Source organism: Streptomyces polygonati (assembly GCF_042650325.1).
GTDB classification, from domain to species: domain Bacteria; phylum Actinomycetota; class Actinomycetes; order Streptomycetales; family Streptomycetaceae; genus Actinacidiphila; species Actinacidiphila polygonati.
On sequence record NZ_JBHSBB010000008.1, the window covers coordinates 37,415 to 54,394 of the forward strand.

Consider the following 16,980-nt stretch of genomic DNA (forward strand, 5'->3'; position numbering starts at 1 on the left):
GGCTCACGGCGCGGACAGGTCAGACCGCCGGTTCCGGGACCAGTTGCAGGTCCAGGTACTCGGCGAGCAGGGACGCCGACGGGTAGTCGTAGGCGACCGAGGCCGGCAGCGGCAGCCGCAGCGCGGATTCGAGTGCGTTCTTCAGCTCGACCGCCACCAGGGAGTCGAGACCGAGCCGGACGAACTCGGTGACCGAGTCGACCGCTTCGGCGTCCTCGTAGTGCAGCACCATGGCCACCTTCGAGCGGACGAACTCGTCGATGGTCGCGGTGCGCTCCCGCCGGCTGGCGATGAGCAGCGCGTCCAGGTCGATTCCGCGCGACGTCGTCTCCTCGGGCCGGACGACGAGCTCGTAGAAGGCGTTGGCCAGCGGCCTGGCGCCGGAGAACTTCGTCCAGTCCGCGTCGCCGATGACCACCTGGGCCAGCGGCCCGCCGAGCACCGAGGCCAGCGCGCGGACGCCCTTGGCCGGGGTGAACAGCTTGACGCCCTCGTCGGCCCACCGGCGGATCAGCTGGTCGCCCAGCCGGGCCGACATGCCGACCTCGCCCCACGGTCCCCAGTTCACGCTGAGGCCCGGCAGGTCCTGGCTCGCGCGCCAGCGCATCAGGTGGTCGAGGAAGGCGTTGCCCGCCGCGTAGTTGGACTGCGTGGGCGCCCCGATCACCGAGGCCGCCGAGGAGAAGCCGACGAAGAACTTCAGCTCGGGCAGGGCCGCCGCGGCCTCGTGCAGCATCCAGCTGCCGTAGACCTTGGCGCGCAGGACACCGTCGATGCTGTCCCAGGTCTGCGCGGAGACCGGGGCGTCGGCGATGGTGCCGGCCGAGTGGATGATGCCGCCGACCGGGTGCGGGATGTGCTCCAGCGTGGCCATGATCTGCCACAGGTCGTCCGGGTCGGAGATGTCCCCGGTCAGGAGGGTCACATCGGCGCGCTCGGCCAGCCGGGTGTACAGGTGCGCCACGTCGGGAGCGGGTGTCCCGCTGCGGCTGATCAGCGTCAGATGCCGGGCACCGAGGTGGACCAGCTTCTCCGCGGTGACCAGTCCCAGCGCGCCGAGGCCGCCGGTGATCAGATAGGTGTGGTCGCCGTCGACGGTGATCTCGGCCGGCTTGGCCGCGTGCTCCTCCTCGAAGTTCAGCACCAGCTTGCCGATGTTGGCGCCGCGGCCGAGTACCTTGAACGCCTCCTCGATCTCGTCCAGCGAGTAGGCGGTGGCCTTGATCGGCGGCAGCTCGCCGCTCTGGACCAGGTCGACGATGATGCCCATGATCTCGGTGTTGAGCCGGAACATCTCGTCCTGGGGCAGTTCGCTCAGGTCGAAGTTGTGGTAGACGACGTCCGGCCGCAGCTCGTGCACCTGCTCCGGGGTCCAGGCGCCGACCTTGCCCATCTCGACGAACCGGCCGCCCTCGCCCAGCGAGCGCATCCCGGCCGGGATGTAGTCCTTGTTGAGGCTGTTGAGGACGATGTCCACACCCGTACCGCCGGTGGCAGCCGCGATCTCGTCGGCGAAGTCCAGGGTCCGGGAGTTCATCAGGTGCTGCACGCCCTGGGCCCGCAGCAGCGGCCACTTGTGCGGGCTGGCGGTCGCGTAGATCTCGGCGCCCGCGGCCTTGGCCAGGGCGACCGCGGCCTGCCCCACACCGCCGGCGGCGGCGTGGATGAGGACCTTGTCGCCGGCCTTCATGCCGGCCAGGTGGTGCAGCGCGTAGTAGGCGGTGACGTACACCGACGCGAGGCCGGCCGCCTGGGTGAAGTCGATCGTGGTGGGCTTGCGCACCGCCATCGCCGACGGGACGGTGAGGCTGCTCTTCATGCAGCCCAGGTAGTTGATGATGACTTCGTCGCCGACCGCGTGGGCGGCGTCGGGCCCGGTCGCCACGACCGTGCCGGCCGCCTCGAAGCCGAGCGGCTGCTCACCGAACTCCTTGAGCATCCCGAGCACGTTGAGCACGTCCTTGAAGTTCAGGCCGGCCGCGTGCACCCGGACCTGGATCTCGTCGCCCTGCGGGGCGACCGCCTCGGACGGCGCGATCCTGACCCCGGAGAACTGCCCGTACTCCTTGACCACGAGTTCGAAGTCGCCCTCGCCGCGGCCGTTCGGACGGCCCTTGCCGTCGGTCCGCATCAGACGCCTGACATGGCGGTGGCCGGCCCGGAAGGCGATCTGGAACTCATCGGTTCCCGGCGCCAGCACCTCTTCGAGCAGCGGGGCGAGGTCGTCGTCGGGCAGGTCGACCATGGTGACCCGGTAGGCGGGGTACTCGTTGAGCAGCGTGTGGCCGAAGCCCCACAGGCTCGACGCGGCGTGCTGCTCGCCGGTGCCGGCCCGGTCGCCGGGCAGCCACTGGGCGCGCTCGGTGACCAGCCACAGCCGCTGGTTGCGGCCGAAGCCTCCCTCGCCGAGCGAGGCGACCAGGTCCAGCAGGTCCCGGTAGTTGCTCTCGGACTCCGCGCGCAGGCTCGCGGCGGTCGTCTCCTCGGCGGCGTCCCCGGACTGCCAGAACCAGGCGACATCGGTGATCCGCTGCTCGCGCAACACCGAGACGGCCTCCTGCGGGGTGCCGGCGAAGGACACCCGCGCGCCGGCCGCCGTCGCCCGCTCGACCAGGTCCGCCGAGTCCGCCTCGGGACGCTGGGCGACCAGGATGTGCCGGTCCTCCTGCGCCGTCTGGGCGATCAGGGAGCGCTTGAGCCAGCGGGGCTCGTTGAAGAAGCTGTCGCGGGCTGTGGTGGAACTGTCCGCCACCCGCTTGCAGCCGAGTCCGCGCAGCTCGAAGACGGGCTGGCCGTCCTCGGTCGCGATCAGGTCCAGCGAGATGTCGACACCGGGGGCGTCGGGGACGCCGACCCGCAGCGCCACCCGCAGGGACTGCGACCTGGGCTTGCGGAAGAGCCGGAACCAGCCGAAGCGCACCGGCAGGTAGCTGTCGCTGTCGTCGCCCACCAGCGCGGCGAAGGCGTGCGCGGCCGCGTCGACCAGGGCGGGGGAGATGTGCTCCAGCGCGTCGGCGGTGCGACCGAGCAGGTCGCCGATCGCGAGGTCGGTGCCGTGCACCTCGACCGAGCGCATCCGGGCGAACTCCGGGCCGTACTCCAGTCCGGCGTCGGAGTAGGCGGCGTAGACCTCGTCGGAGCTGAGTACGTCCCGCGGCTCCTGGACGGCCCCGGCGGCGTCGAGCAGCGCCTGCCCGGTCTCGGTGGGCGCGTCGACCGACTCGCGGCGGGCGCCGAGGACGGCCGTGCTGTGCCGGCGCTCGATGGTGCTGTCCCGGCCGGGCACCCTGCTGATGATCTCGACGGTCGCGGTGTCCTGCGGTCCCGGGGTGAGCCGGGTGCGCAGCTCCGTGGTCTCGTCCTCTTCCAGGAAGAGCGGCTCCAGGATGCGGACGTCCTGGATCGGCCGGCGGGTGTCGCCGTGGACGGCGTCCTGGAGCGCCAGCAGCGTCTCCAGGTAGCCGGTGCCCGGGAAGACGACCCGGCCCATGACGACGTGGTCGGCGAGGTAGGCCGGCGAGGTGGAGCCGATACGGGTGGAGAACTCCCGTATCCCGTCCTTCAGCTGCTCCTCGGTGGAGACCTCGGCGCCCAGCAGCGGGTGGAAGGCCGAGCCCGCGGCGCCCACGGCGCCGCCCAGGCCGTGCCGCCGGCCCTTGAGCGGCAGCCAGTAGCGCTTGCGGTCGAAGGCGTACGTCGGCAGGTCGATCAGGTGCCCGGGCCGGCCGGCGTGGAATCCGTCCCAGGAGAACGGCAGACCCGCGGTGTACAGCTTGGCGACCGCCTCGCTGAGCACGGCGCCCCGGTCGTCGTTGCGGCGCAGACTGCTCACCCACACGTGGTCCTCGGGGGTGACGCACTGCCGGGCGAGCGCGCTGAGCGCCCTGGACGGCCCGATCTCGATGAACGCGTGCTTGCCGCGGCGGTCCACGGTGGCCATCCCGGCCTCGAAGTCCACCGCCTCTCCGATGTGCCGGATCCAGTACTCGGGGTCGGAGATCTCGGAGAACTTCGCGACCTTGCCGGTGAGGTTGGAGATCACGGTCAGGTTCGGCTCGTGGAAGGCGGTCTGCGCGAGCGCGGCGCGGAAGTCGTCGAAGACCTCTTCCATGAGCGGGGAGTGGAAGGCGTGCGAGACCGGGAGCGGCTTCACTTCCCGGCCGCGCTCGACCAGGATCTTGGTGACCGCGGCCAGCGACTCCACACCGCCGGAGACCACGCACTGGCGCGGCGAGTTCCTGGCCGCGATGGCCAGGTCCGGGTAGTCCGCGAGCAGCGGCGCCACCTCGTCGGCCGGCGCGTCCACCGCGGACATGCCACCGGGGGCCGTGACGGACTGCATCAGCCGGCCGCGGGCGGCGACCAGGGCGATCGCGTCCGGAAGGTCGAACAGCCCGGCGACGGTGGCGGCGACGACCTCGCCGATGCTGTGCCCGATCATCACGCTGGGCCGCACACCCCAGGACAGCCACAGCTTGGCCAGCGCGTATTCGAGGGTGAACAGCGCGGCCTGGGTGTAACGGGTCTGGTGGATCTCCTCGGCGTCCTCGGTCTCGCCGAACATCATGGCGCGGATCGACAGGCCGAGCAGTGGGGCGAACAGCTCGTCGCAGGCGTCCACCTGGCGGCGGAACTCGGGGTACTGGCGGTAGAGCGGCTTGCCCATCCCGGCGTACTGCGAGCCCTGGCCGCTGAAGAGGAAGGCGGTCTTGCGGATGCTGCCGGTGCTGTGCGCGGTGGCGTCCTCGCCGTCGGACAGGTGGCCGTCGAGCAGCCGCTTCAGGCCCTCGGTGTCGTGGACGACGCCCGCGATCCGCTGGTTGGTGAAGTGGGTGCGGGCGACATTGCCCGTGTAGCACAGGTCGGCGAGGCCGGCCTCGGGGTGCTCGTCCAGGAAGAGCCGGTAGCGCTCCAGCTGGCCGCGCAGCGCCTTGGTGCTCTTGGCGGACAGCGTGAAGAGGTGCCCGGGGGTCTCCGTGGCGGCGTCGGCGGTGTCAGCGGCGTCGGCGGTGGCGTCGGCGGCCGGCGCCTCCGGCTCGGCGGGGGCCGGCACGCGGACCGGCGCCTGCTCCAGCACGACCGACGCGATGCTGCCGGCGAAGCCGAAGCTGTTGATGACCGCGCGCCGGGTCGGTGCCTCCCAGGGCAGGTTCTCGGTGGGCACCTTGACCGGGATGCTGTCCCACGGGATGCGCCCGGAGGGGTTCTTGAAGCCCACGTGCGGGAAGATCGTGCCGCTGCGCAGCTGCAGCAGCGTCTTGAGCAGCCCGGCCATGCCGGCGGCCGGCTCCATGTGCCCGACGTTCGTCTTCACCGAGCCGACGACGATCGGGTTTTCCTTGGTGTGCGAGTCCGTGAACACATCCGTGATGGCGCCCATCTCGATGGGGTCGCCCAACGGGGTGCCGGTGCCGTGCGCCTCGACGTACTGGATGTCGGACGGGGTCAGCCGGGCGTTGGCCAGCGAGGCGCGGATGACGGCCTCCTGGGCGGTGCCGTTCGGCACGGTCAGGCCGGCGCTCTCGCCGTCCTGCCCGATCGCCGTACCGCGCACCAGGGCCAGGATGGTGTCGCCGTCGCGCTCCGCGTCGGACTGCCGCTTGAGCACCATCATCGCGCAGCCCTCGGCCCGGGCGTAGCCGTCGGCCGAGTCGTCGAAGGTCTTGCAGTGGCCGTCGGCCGCCAGCATGTTCCCGTTGGAGAACATCACCAGGATCTTGGGGTGGTGGATGGAGTTGACCGCGCCGCACAGCGCGATGTCCGTCTCACCGCGCCGCAGCCCGTCGACCGCCATGTGCAGGGCGGTCAGCGAGGAGGCGCAGGCCGCGTCGGTGGTGATGCTGGGGCCGCGCATCCCGAAGAAGTACGACAGCCGGCCCGGCATCGGGAAGCCGGTGATGCCGGAGGCGAGGTGCCCGTCCAGCTCCTCGTAGGGCAGCGAGTCGAGCTCCAGCGCGTAGTCGATCGAGCTGGCGCCGATGTACACGCTGCCGTTGCCGTGCCGCAGCGAGGCCGGGTTGATGTTGGCGTTCTCCAGCGACTCCCAGGCGGTCTCCAGCAGCAGCCGCTGCTGGGGGTCGACGTACTGCGCCTCCAGCGGCGAGATGTTGAAGAACGGGGCGTCGAACTGGTCGAGGCCGTCGATGAAGCCGCATCCGGCGGTGCGGATCTTGCCGCGGTCCTCCTCGTCGAACGGGGCGAACGCCTCCAGGTCGAAGCGGTCCTCCGGCAGTGGCCGGATGCCGTCCCCGCTGTCCCGCAGGAACTGCTCGAACTGCGCCAGGTTGTTGTTGTCGCCGGGGAAGCGGACACCGACGCCGACGATGGCGATCGGCTCGTACTTCTCCCGTTCCAGTCCTTCGATGGTCGCGCGCTGGAGCCGGATGACCTCCTCTTGCGAGTCGTCCGGACCTTGCTGGGGAGCGGGAGCGGTGGTCACTGCCCCGCCTCCTTTCCTTGGATGCCGGTGATGGCTGCGGAGCGGGTGGGGGGAGCGAACAGGTCGATGAGGACGTCGCCGGTCAGGTGGTCCAGCAGGCTGTCCACGGTGGGGCGGTTGAACAGGACGTTGGCGCTGATGGGGTGCCCGAGCACGGCTTCGAGCCGGTTCTTGATCTCCAGGATCAGCAGGGAGGTGAAACCGAGTTCGAAGTAACTCGAGTCGCCGTTGAAGGGCTCGGTCTCGGCCATCGACAAGGTGGTCCTGAATTCGGCGACGACCAGTTCGGACAGGGCCTCACGGCGTTCGGAACGTGGCAGGTCGCGCAACTCGGCCACCGCCTCGGTCTCTTCGGGCATCGTGCGCATCGGTTCACCTCTACGGGTTCGTTTCCGGGTGGGCGGACGTGCGGTCGGACGGTCGGACGTCGCTGTCCGCCGCGTCCGCCGGCGGGGCGTGGTCGCAGGGATCAGCCGCGGGTGCGGCCCGCGAAGGCGGTCGGTGTCTCGGGTGCGTCGGGCGCCTCGGAGGCGGGCGACGCCGATGCTTTGCCCTCGGCCGTCACGGCCGGCGCGATGGCCGCGTACTGCTCGGGCCGGTTCGAGCGCAGCCACGCGGCGTAGCCCAGGCCGCCGACACCGGCGGCGAGGATCAGCCACGGCATGGCGTTGATCACCACGTTGGTGGTACCGGTCATGATCTTGAAGTTGCTCACCACGAGCACGGTCGCCGTCCCGAGCCCGGCCAGCCCCAGCAGGGGCGCCAGTCCGGTGCGCCACCAGTGCCGGTCGGACCGCTTGCGGTAGAAACCGAGCACCGACAGCGAGGCCAGCGCCTGCAGGACGATGATGCCCAGCGTGCCCAGTCCCAGCATGCTGGTGGCCAGGCTGGTGTACGGGTCGAGGCCGGCCGCCGCGAAGGCGGCGACGACCACGACGGCGAACACCGTCTGCACCACGCTGGCCCGGTGCACCGCGTTGTGGCGCGAGTGCACCGCGTCCAGCCAGCGGGGCAGCAGGCGTTCGCGGCCCATCACGAACATGTAGCGGTTGGCCGCGTTGTGCAGCGCCAGCCAGCCGGCCAGCAGACTGGTGCACAGCAGGATCTGCATGATGGTGGTCGCGGCGCTGTCCAGGTAGTCGTCGCTCAGGTTGAAGAACATGTCACCGAGCTGCGAGGTGGCGACCGAACCGACCTTGGACGGCCCGATTGCGCCGACCGCGAGCCAGCTGGTGATCGCGTAGAACAGGGAGATCAGCGCCACCGAGATGTAGGTGGCCCGGGGCACGCTGCGCTTGGGATCGCGGGCCTCCTCGCCGTACAGCGCCGCCGACTCGAAGCCGATGAAGGACACGAAACCGAACATCATGGCCACGCCGACGCCGGTCGCGGTGAAGTTGCTCGGGGCGAAGGAGGTCCGGGGCAGCGAGCCGAAACCGTGCCGCGCCAGGACCGCGATGTCGAGTGCGATCAGCACCAGGACCTCGCAGACCATGAACACGGACAGCACCCGCGCGCTCAGGTTTATCTCCCGGTAGCCGAGGAAGCCGACGAGTACGAGACCGAGCGCGGCCCAGATCTCCCAGCGCAGATCGAGCCCGTGCGAGGCGGCCACCAGCTGGGCGAAGTAGGCGAAGGCGCCGGCGAGTCCGACCGTCGCGGTGTTGTAGGCGACGACGGCGATCATCCCCGCGCCGACGGCCGGCGGCCGGCCCAGGCCGGAGGAGACGTAGGTGTAGAAGCCTCCGGCGTTGACGATGTGCCGGCTCATCGCCCCGTAGCCGACGGAGAAGCAGAGCAGGGTGAGGCCGGCGAAGGCGAACATCGCGGGCACTCCCGGGCCGTTGCCCAGGGCGAACGCGAGCGGGACGGTGCAGACCATGGCCGCCAGGGGGGCGGCGGCCGCGACGATCAGGAAGACGATCTTCGGGGTGGTGAGGGTGCGTATGAGCCGGGCGTCCGTCGCGGGTACGCCGGCCTCGCCGTTGTCGGGCATGCTTCCTCCGTTCTTCACTCGGCTGTGGTGCCGGAAGGGGGGCTGGACGGTTCGGGACGGCGGCGCGCGGTGCGCGCGGGCGGGGCGCCTCAGGTCCGGCGGCGGCCGCTAGGCCACCTTGGCGCCGCGGTCCTCGACGAGTCGCACGACGGCTTCGAAGTCCTCCAGCTCGGCGAGTTCGTCGTCGGAGACCCGCGCGCCCCACTGCTCGAACGTCATCGACAGCTCGACCAGGTCCAGCGAGTCGAGGCCGAGGTCGCCCAGGGTGGCGTGGGGGGTGAAGTCGCTCTCGACGGCGTGGAACGATCCGATCAGGAGCTGCTTGATCTGGTCGTACACGGTGTTCTCCTCGGCGTGGGGGCCCGATGGCCGGGCAGGGTCGGGCGGCGGACCGGCTCGGGGTGAGCCGCGGCCCGCGGGGGCGGGCTAGGACGCGTCGGCGGTCTGCGCGGCGGAGTCGCTGTCGGCGCCGGTGGCGACGAGCGAGGTGGTCTCCGGCCAGACGACCGTGCCGGCGCCCCAGGTGAGGCCGCCGCCGAAAGCGGCGAGCAGCGTGCGGTGTCCGGCGCGCAGCGTGCCCGCGGCGGCCGACTGCGCCAGCAGGATCGGTACGGAGGCGGCGGCGGTGTTGCCGACCTGGTCGATGTTGCTCAGCCGCCGTTCGCCGGCCGGGATGCCCAGCCGGTCGGCGACCGAACCGACGATCCGCGCGTTGGCCTGGTGGGCGGCGAAGCGGTCCACGTCGTCGGGGAGCCAGCCCGCCTTGTCGAGCGCCAGCCGGGCGGTCGCCGTGGTGCGTTCGACGGCGTGCCGGTAGGTGTCGGGGCCGTTCATGGTGAAGTAGTGGTCCTTGGGTCCGGCCTCGGTACCGGCCGAGCGCTGGCGTGCGCCGCCGCCCGGGATCATGATCAGGTCGCTCTGCCCGCCGTCGCTGCCGAGCGTCACCGGACCGATCGCGCCGGGCTCCTCGGGGTCCCCGGCGCGCAGCACCACCGCGCCGGCTCCGTCCCCGAAGATGGCCGCGGTGACGCGGTCGGCGGGATCGAGGATGGTGCTGAACGCCTCGGCGCCGATCAGCAGGACGCGTTCGGCGATGCCGGCCGCGATCAGGCCGGCGCCGACGCCCAGCCCGTAGACGAAGCCGGTGCAGACGGCCGATACGTCGAAGGCGGCGGTACCGGTGAGCCCGAGGCGGCTGGCCACCTCCGGGGCGGTGCCGGGGCAGCGCCGGTCGGGTGTGGTGGTGGCCAGCACCACGGCGTCCGCGTCGGCGCTGCCGGACGCCTTCAGCGCGAGCCGGCCGGCCTCGGTGGCCATGTCGCCGGTGGACATGCCGGGGGAGACCCGGCGGCGGGCGTGGATCCCCGTTCGCTCCCGGATCCACGCGTCCGAGGTGTCCAGATGCTTGGCCAGGTCGTCGTTGGTGACGATGGTCGGCGGCAGCCAGGCGCCGAGCCCGGCGATGACCGCGGCCCGCCCGGGCCGGCTCTCACCGGGCATGATCGCCGCCCGCCGGGGTCTTCGCGGTGTGCATGGCGCTGTTCTCGATGCCCATGTACTTCATCCGGACGACCGCCATCTCGTCGGTCCAGTGCTCCGCGGTGTCGTAGCGCTCGTCGGGCGTGGTGTCGAGCAGCAGCCGGCCGGGCCACACCTCGTAGGAGGCGAGCAGCTCGCTGTGGTCCCGCATGCCCTGCTGGAAGAGCTTCTCGCGGTGGATGACAAAGCCGCGGTCCGGGATGCGGTCCCACAGGCGCCGGCCGCGCTCCAGGATGTCCATCAGGCGCGGGCGGTACTCGGGGTGCTTGATCAGGTGCTCGCGGACGATCGCGCTGCCCACCGCCAGGTGCCGGATCTCGTCGATCGAGGCGCCGCGGGCGATGGCGCCGGCCGCGGGGTCCAGCACGTTCCACTTGCGCTCGCTCAGCTCGGCGGCGGGGGCCAGCACGCCCTCGATGACGATGGTGAACACCGCGACACCGCCGACGAAGTCGTTCTCGTCGCGGACCGTGCGCACCGCGAACTCCAGGATGGGGTCGATGACCTCACGCTTGTAGTCGACCGACAACGCCTCGACGGTGCTGTGCAGTTCGTCCTGTGACACCCCCAGTTCGAGCAGGTGGTTGCGGAACACCATGGAGTGGCGTGCCTCGTCGATCAGCTGGGTGGAGTAGAACTCCATCTCGGGGACGGCGGGGGCGTTGGCCACGTAGTACGCCAGCGCGCGGGTGGCCTGGTCCTCGGCGACCGAGCGGTGGGCCATCTCCAGGACCAGCGCGTCGCGCAGCGGACCGGGTTCGCGCATGTACTCCGGGGTCGTCTCGTCGGCGGTGTGACCGGAGCGGGCCCGGTCAGCCAGGGTGCCCTGGGCCACGCCGGTCAGCCAGTACGGCAGATCGCACTGCTCCGGGGTCAGGACCAGCGTCATCGCGCCGTCCAGCAGTCCTGGCGCTTGGTCCCAGTCGGTCTCGGACGGAATCGTCTCGGTCATCTTCTCGGCTTCCTTTCGCGTACGCGGCTCGGCGTCGCGCGTCGGTCGGGACGGTGGGAGGAGCGGGGCGACGTCCCGGCGGTTCAGTCGAAACCGGTGCCGGACGCCCCGGCCGGGGCCCGCCAGCCGCGGCGGCGGGCGACATCGTGGAACTCGGTGCCGTACAGCGCGCCGCCGTAGCTGACCAGCGGGCTGCCGTGGCCGCTGCGGGCCGAGATCACCCGGCCGAGCAGCAGTTCGTGGTCCCCGACGGCCACCAGGTCCTCCAGCCGGCACACCAGGGTGGCCAGCGTGTGCCGCAGTACCGGCAGTCCGGTGTCCGGGTCGGATTCCCAGCCCACCCGCTCGAACTGCCCGGCGCCGGCCGGGCGGTCCGGGTTGGCGAACCAGTCGGCGAGCAGGGCCTGGCGGTGGGTGAGCACGTTGACCGCGTACTGCCCGGCCGCGACGGCCAGCCCGGTCAGCACCGCGCCGCCGCGCAGACCCGCGGACAGGATCGGCGGGTTGCGCAGCACCAGGTTCACCGCGCTCACCGTCGAGCCGTGCGGCCGTCCGTCGTGGAGGGTGGTGAGTACCGTGACGCCGGTGGTCAGCCGCAGCACGGCGTCGCGTACGGCCGGGTCGGTGCTCGCCGGATCGGTGCTCGCGGGCTTGACGCTCGCGCGGCCGGTGCTCGCGGGCTCCGCGGCGTTCATCGTCCGGCGGCGGCGCCGGCCGGAACGGTCCCGGTGGACTCGGCCGCGGGCCGCGTGTGCAGCAGCTCGGCGGACAGCCGGACGTAGGCCGGGTTGGGCTCGGGCTCGAAGGCCAGCGAGAACGGCTTGAGGAAGTTGCCGAACACGCCGCGGTCGATGAACAGGTGGAACGGCAGGACCAGCAGCGCCCATTCGGGCCCGGCCACCCACATCCAGATGCCGGCCACCACCGCCTGGGTGATCAGGCTGTGCATGGTGTTGTAGGCGATGTAGTAGCCCTTGGCCACGTGGTGGTCGGGGCTGCGGCGGTAGGCGATGGCGCCGGGGATGTAGCCGATGAGGTCGATGTAGACGAACAGCACGACCGCGGGCAGCCAGCGGACCTGGCCGATGTTGGCGATGAGCAGGCCGGTGACGACCGCGAGGCCCACCAGGTACTCGGCGCGGTGCAGCCGGTAGGTGACCTTGGTCTCGACGGGATTGGCGTGGTCCATGACGGTCTCCTGCTAGGGGACGGGTATCGGGACGGGGGTCAGTTCGAGGTTGCCGCCGAGCTTGACGTGCTCGTGCAGGCCGACGACCGCCCAGGCGACCGTTTCCTTGATCACGCGTTCGGCGATCGGGTCGAGGATGCCTTCGAGGCTCTCGATGCCGAAGTCGAAGTCGCACTCGAAGTGCAGGATCGTGTCCGGGCCGGACTGCTTGATGTCCCAGAAGCCGACGAAGGAGTCGAAGTCGCCCTCGGTCTGCTCGAACTCGATGCGCAGGTCGTCGCGCAGGAACCGCTCCCGCTCGGACCAGCGCAGCAGGCCGCTGCGGAAGTGCAGCTCCCAGCTGGACTCGCCGGTGGCGCTCGGCCGGGTCTCGGTGACGACGGTGGACAGCACGTGCGGAGCCAGCTCCGGGTAGCGCTTGAACTGCACGACGTTCTCGAACACCGTGCCGGCGTCCTCGGCGAGGATTTCGGCGTCCATGATCACGCGGCGCATGTCAGTTCCCGTCCTTCGGCATCTGGACGCGCCCGTCGACCAGCGCGCGGGTGGCGAGGTCGAAGGCGGTCATCAGGAACTCCACGTCGGAGTCGGTGAGAATGGCCGGCGGCGTGAAGCGCATCACCGCGCTCTGGTTCATCGAGTGGTTGGCGACCACTCCGTGGTTGAACAGCTCGATCAGCAGCTCACCGGCCAGGCCGGCCTCGATGAACTCGATGCCGATCATCAGGCCCTGGCCGCGGACCTCGACGATCAGTTCGGGGATGTTCTTGCGGGAGATCGCCTCGAAGCCCTCCAGCAGCCGGCGGCCGAGGTCGGCGGCCTTGGGTACCAGCTGCTCCTCCCTGGTCGCGGTGATCGCGCCCTGGACGGCCGCCATCAGCAGCGGGGAGCCGGTGAAGGTGCCGGTGTGCAGATACGGGTCCTTGTCGAACGGCGAGAACGTCCTGCGGTTGGCCAGCGCGGCCGAGACCGGGACCACGCCGCCGCCCAGCGCCTTGCCGGCGAGCAGCACGTCGGGGGTGATGCCGTACAGGTCGGCGCCCCACCACGCGCCCAGCCGGCCCATGCCGGTCTGCACCTCGTCGAGGATCAGGAAGTCGTCGAACTCGCGGACCAGGGCCTCGACACCGGTCAGGAAGCCCTCCGGCGGCAGATTCACGCCGCCCTCGCCCTGGACCGGCTCGATGATGACCGCGGTCTGGCCGGGGTACTGGGCCAGCTCGGCGCGCAGCGCGTCCAGGTCGCCCCACGGCACGTGCGTCACATCGGGCAGCAGCGGCCGGAAGGGCTTCTGGTACACCTCCTTCGCGGTGGCGGACAGCGCGCCCAGCGTCTTGCCGTGGTAGCCCCGCTGCATCGACACCAGCCGGCGCTTGCCGTTGGCGCGGGCCAGCTTCAGCCCGGTCTCCACCGCCTCGGCGCCGGTGACCGCGAAGTGGATGCGGTTCAGGCCGGCCGGCACCACGGAGGACAGCGCCTCGGCGGCGCGCCCCACGGTGGGTTCCAGCAGGATGCGGGTGGAGATGGGGTGCAGTTCGAGCTGGCGGCGCACGCCCTCCATCACGGTGGGGTGCCGGGCGCCGAGCATGAACACGCCGTAGCCGCCGCAGTTCAGATACTCCTTGCCGTCGCTGGTCTGCAGCCAGGCACCGGAGGAGGCGACCTCCATGTGGCTGCCGAACAGCTCGGCCACGGTGGCGCGGCCCTTGCTGAGGTGCGCCCGGTAGAGGTCGAGGATCTCCTGTTCGGTGTCGGTCTTCGGGGGGCTTTCCAGGAATACGGTCATGGAACAGTGCTCCCTGTTCGCGGTGGGCTCTCCAGGGGATTCGCTGGAGATTCGGTGCGGGTTCGTGGGGGGTTCGCTGGGGGGTTCGCCGCGAGGACGCGGCCGGCCGGCGCCGGCGCCGTGCTCAGGACAGCAGCAGGGGCCCGCCGGCGTAGTAGTCGACGAGGGCCTGCGTCGTGCTGCCGCGCGACGGCGGGTGGAACGCCAGCGGCTGCACCGCCGAGGCGAGGTAGGAGACCTCGGAGGAGCCGATGAAGGCCATGCCGCCGAGCAGCTCGACGGCCAGGTTCGCCGCGGCGGCCAGTTCCCGCTGCACCGCGAACCTGCTGGTGAGTACGGCCGCGACCGCGTCGTCCCCGACCAGCCCGTCGCGGATCGCGCGGGCCATGCCCTCGGTCAGCGCGACGGCCGACTCCAGGTGCAGCCCGAGGGTGGAGCGGTCGGTGATGCTGCCGCGGCCGCGGCTGAGCACGAGCTCGGCGAGGGAGCTGGCCGCGCCGACGTACGCGGAGGTGACCAGCATCTCGAACCAGACGAACGCGGCGGTCTGCAGGTCGTCGAGCCGGCCCGGGTCCTCCGGGGTGGCCCGGATGACCAGCCGGTCCGGGACGTGCACATCGGTCAGCCGGACCTCGTCGCTCTGCGCGGCGGCCAGGATCGGGCTGCCCCAGAACGGGTGGACCTCGATCCCGGGGGACTCGGCGGGGATCAGCAGGATCGCCAGCGAGGGGGGACCGTCCGGCGAGGGCAGCGTCACACTGGCGGTGAGCAGGCTCATCGACCGCGACAGGCTGCACGGCTTCTTGGCGCCGTTCACCAGGAAGCCGTCCTCGACCCGGGTCGCCGCCAGCGCGGGGTTGAGGATGTTCTGCTCGGTGCGGCCCTCGGCCCAGCCGGACGCCAGCAGCATCCCGTCGGGGGCGATCCGGGAGAGCAGCGCGATCTGCGACTCGGTGGGCTTGCCGGTGCGCTCGGTGAGGGCGAACAGCATCGCCGCGGTGAAGTTGTGCATGGTCGCGGCGGCGCCCAGCGAGGGCGACAGGGATCCGATCGCCCGGGTCACCCGGACCGCTTCCAGCGGGTCCGCGCCGAGGCCGCCGTACGCCGACGGGACGAGCAGGCTGGCGCCGTTGTGGGACTTGAACAGGTCGATCACCGGGCTGTCGGCAGCCTCGCGCTCGTGCAACGGGAGTTCGGAGAGGCTCTTGACCAGCCCGGGGTGGAGCCGTTCGCACGCGTCACGCGCGGTGTCCAGGGAACGCATGGCCTACTGCCCTTCAGCGCCGGGTCAGCGGCGCGATCGGTGGATGTCCGGGAGACAGGGCCCTCAGAACTCGTATTCCGCGACGCGGGGCGAGACCCCGGTGGCGATGCTCACGCCCTGTACGTGGGAGGTCTTGAGGATCGGGTAGTTGCCCTCGCCGAAGGCTCCGCCGGTCAGGCCGGTGCCGCCGTGGGTCGGCAGGTAGGGCAGGAAGCCGATGTGCGAGTCGTTGACCTTGAGCATGCCGCCGTTGCGCAGCTCGGCGACCACCCGGTCGATCACCTGGGGGTCGGTGGCCCACAGCGAGTTGCGCAGCCCGTAGCGGTTGGAGTTGAGGAAGTCGATGGCCTGGTCGAGCAGCGTGTCGTCGGGCGTCGGGGCCGGCACGATCACCGGCAGCAGCGGGAAGAAGGTCTCCTCGCGCACCATGTCGAACTCGCGGGCGGTGTCGAGTCCGTCGACGCGTACGGCGGTGGCCTCCAGGAACACACCGGACTGCGAGGGGGTGCCGTCCACCTCGACCCGCTTGCCGCCGATCATGATCTGCCCGCCGTGCTCGGTGGCCTGGGTCAGCAGCCTGAAGAAGCGCTCGCTGCGGCGTACCGGGGAGAGCAGCACATCCTCGCTCTGCGGGTATCCCGGCCGGATCTCCGCGGTCTGCCGGACGATCTCGGCCAGCAGCTCCTCGGCGATGTCGGGGTGGGCGATCACATAGTTGGGCACCATGCAGATCTGGCCGGAGCCGAAGAAGCTCTCGGTGATGGCCTCGACGGCCAGCGGGATGTCCGCGTCCTTCCAGACCAGCAGCCCGTCGTTGCCGGCCAGTTCGAGGATCGGCTTCTTGCCGCGGGCCACGCACTCCTGCTCGAAGCGCAGTCCCTCCTCGCTGCCGCCGAAGAACATGATGTCGTTGACGGCGGGGTGCGCCAGCCAGCTGTCGAGGATCTGGCGGGGCCGGGCGCAGATCACGTTCAGCGTTCCGGGCGGGGCGCCCAGCTCCTCCAGCAGTGGGGCGACCAGCTCGCGCATGACGTACAGGGTGCTCAGCGCGATGCTGCGCGGCGAACGCACCACCAGGGTGTTGCCGGCCATCAGCGCCAGTACGGCCAGCCCCGAGTTGGGCAGCGGGGCGTTCTGCGGCGGGAACAGGCAGACCACACCGTCGGGCTGGCGGCGCACGATCAGCCGGCGCGGGCCCTGCTCGAACTCGGAGTGCATCTGCGAGGCGTAGTACGAGCAGCTCTCCTCGCTGTACACCTGCAGCAGGCAGGTCAGTTCCCAGCGGGCCAGCTTCACCGGGTGGCCCTCGGCGACCAGGATGTCCAGCACCGTGTCGTAGTGTTCGAGCAGCTTCTCCCGGAACATCGCGCCGAGCCGCATCCGGTCCGCCAGCGGTACGGCGGCCCATCCGCGCAGGGCGCCCGCGGCTGCTTCCGTCGCCAGGTCCACATCGCTGTCCGCGATGACCGCGCAGCGGCCGACGACGTACGGGTGCTGGGCCGCCGCCGAGCGCGGGTCGGGGTCCTTCTCCAGGGCGCGCTTGAGGCTCACGCTGGTGAAGACATCCTCCAGCAGGGACTGGGAACTGACGGTGTAGACCCAGCCGATTCCCTCGTAGTCCTTGCCGCCGATATACGCGGGATAGCTCAGCAGTGGTTTTTCCCGGCCCGGGGAGGGAGCAATCTCTGAAGCCCTTTCCATGGCCACGTCCCGTTCTCCTCAGATTCATTGAGAATGTGGTGGAGACGGGTCGAGAACCCGTCCGGCTTTCGTTGTCCGAGGTGAACGATGACAGATCGCTCTGACTGCCCACTG

Annotated in this window: 12 protein-coding genes; all 12 read right to left on the minus strand. The window is 71.0% G+C overall.

The window, feature by feature from the left end:
• Positions 1–19 precede the first annotated feature (19 nt).
• Positions 20–6,439 (minus strand): type I polyketide synthase, encoded by a 6,420-nt coding sequence (locus tag ACFO3J_RS08885; protein ID WP_386427868.1) that lies wholly within the window; start codon positions 6,437–6,439, stop codon positions 20–22.
• The gene (locus ACFO3J_RS08890; RefSeq protein WP_386427869.1) at positions 6,436–6,807 is read right to left on the minus strand and encodes an acyl carrier protein; all 372 of its coding nucleotides are present in this window, start codon (positions 6,805–6,807) and stop codon (positions 6,436–6,438) included. The genes ACFO3J_RS08885 and ACFO3J_RS08890 overlap by 4 nt, the downstream gene beginning before the upstream one ends.
• A 101-nt stretch (positions 6,808–6,908) precedes the next feature.
• Positions 6,909–8,435, minus strand: a complete 1,527-nt coding sequence (locus tag ACFO3J_RS08895; protein ID WP_386427871.1) for an APC family permease — start codon at positions 8,433–8,435, stop codon at positions 6,909–6,911.
• Positions 8,436–8,543: 108 nt separating this feature from the next.
• Complete coding sequence (locus ACFO3J_RS08900) at positions 8,544–8,774, minus strand: acyl carrier protein (protein ID WP_386427872.1); 231 nt, start codon at positions 8,772–8,774, stop codon at positions 8,544–8,546.
• 87 nt (positions 8,775–8,861) lie between these two features.
• Complete coding sequence (locus ACFO3J_RS08905) at positions 8,862–9,935, minus strand: beta-ketoacyl-ACP synthase III (protein ID WP_386427873.1); 1,074 nt, start codon at positions 9,933–9,935, stop codon at positions 8,862–8,864.
• Positions 9,925–10,926 carry a VlmB-like protein gene (locus ACFO3J_RS08910; protein WP_386427874.1) on the minus strand — a complete coding sequence of 334 codons (1,002 nt, stop codon included), beginning with the start codon at positions 10,924–10,926 and terminating at the stop codon, positions 9,925–9,927. The genes ACFO3J_RS08905 and ACFO3J_RS08910 overlap by 11 nt, the downstream gene beginning before the upstream one ends.
• Before the next feature lie 83 nt (positions 10,927–11,009).
• Positions 11,010–11,621 carry a flavin reductase family protein gene (locus ACFO3J_RS08915; protein WP_386427875.1) on the minus strand — a complete coding sequence of 204 codons (612 nt, stop codon included), beginning with the start codon at positions 11,619–11,621 and terminating at the stop codon, positions 11,010–11,012.
• On the minus strand, positions 11,618–12,115 hold the full coding sequence (locus ACFO3J_RS08920; RefSeq protein WP_386427876.1) for a hypothetical protein: 498 nt from the start codon (positions 12,113–12,115) through the stop codon (positions 11,618–11,620). Before ACFO3J_RS08920 ends, ACFO3J_RS08915 begins: the two co-directional genes overlap by 4 nt.
• Before the next feature lie 12 nt (positions 12,116–12,127).
• On the minus strand, positions 12,128–12,610 hold the full coding sequence (locus ACFO3J_RS08925) for a type II toxin-antitoxin system RatA family toxin (RefSeq protein WP_386427877.1): 483 nt from the start codon (positions 12,608–12,610) through the stop codon (positions 12,128–12,130).
• A 1-nt stretch (position 12,611) separates the two neighbouring features.
• Entirely contained in the window at positions 12,612–13,901 is a 1,290-nt protein-coding gene (locus ACFO3J_RS08930; RefSeq protein ID WP_386427878.1) for an aspartate aminotransferase family protein, read from the minus strand.
• Positions 13,902–14,025: 124 nt separating this feature from the next.
• A complete protein-coding gene (locus ACFO3J_RS08935) occupies positions 14,026–15,165 on the minus strand; it encodes an acyl-CoA dehydrogenase (RefSeq protein WP_386427880.1) in 1,140 nt (379 codons plus the stop codon).
• Positions 15,166–15,228: 63 nt separating this feature from the next.
• Positions 15,229–16,866, minus strand: coding sequence for an aldehyde dehydrogenase family protein (locus ACFO3J_RS08940; RefSeq protein WP_386427881.1), 1,638 nt, complete (start codon positions 16,864–16,866; stop codon positions 15,229–15,231).
• Positions 16,867–16,980 lie beyond the last annotated feature (114 nt).